General features: G+C 54.0%; 1 protein-coding gene. It reads left to right on the top strand.

From position 1 onward, the window contains the following. Positions 1-676 (top strand): transposase (locus NA637_RS25225; RefSeq protein WP_256075392.1); only part of this gene is annotated, 676 nt, incomplete at its 5' end. Between the last annotated feature and the right edge of the window lie 63 nt (positions 677-739).

Raw genomic sequence — 739 nt, 5'->3', positions numbered from 1 at the left:
TGTCGATACGCAGCACCATTTAATAGTTGCTCACGAGGTCACCAACAGCGGTTCCGACCGTGACCAACTCAGTTCAATGGCGAAGCAGGCTCGTGAAGCCATCGGCGAAGAAACGCTGTCCGTGGTGGCTGACCGAGGCTACTTCAAGGGTGAAGAAATCCTTGCCTGTCACGACGCAAACATCATGGCCTACGTGCCTAAGCCAATGACTTCAAGCGCCAAGGCTGATGGCCGATTCAACAAAGATGCCTTCGTGTATGACCCGACGAAAAACGAATACACCTGTCCGGCGGGAGAGGCACTGATCTGGCGATTCTCCAGCGTTGAGAAAGGCATGAATATGCACTGCTACTGGAGTTCAAAGTGCCAGAGCTGCACGCTGAAAACCCAGTGCACGCCAAGCACAAATCGTCGAGTACGGCGCTGGGAACATGAAGCTGTGCTGGAGGAAATGCAACGCCGGCTGAACCAAGCACCGGAGATGATGCGGGTTCGAAAGCGGACTGTTGAGCATCCCTTCGGGACGCTCAAACAATGGATGGGGGCAATGCACTTCCTGACTCGAAAACTGAACGGGGTGAGTGCAGAAATGAGCTTGAATGTGCTCGCCTATAACTTGAAGCGGGTGATGAAAATCATCGGCACCGAAGGCTTGTTGAAGGCGATGGCGGCGTAAAAGCCCAGCTTTTACTGCCCCAAGAGGTGCCAAAGCGCTTCATACGCGCTCTGAAGCGTTACC

It is taken from the genome of Stutzerimonas stutzeri, from assembly GCF_024448935.1.
In the GTDB taxonomy this organism is placed as follows: Bacteria; Pseudomonadota; Gammaproteobacteria; order Pseudomonadales; family Pseudomonadaceae; genus Stutzerimonas; species Stutzerimonas stutzeri_AO.
The sequence above is the reverse complement of the archived record's forward strand: the minus strand, read 5'-3'. Positions and strand labels throughout refer to the sequence as shown.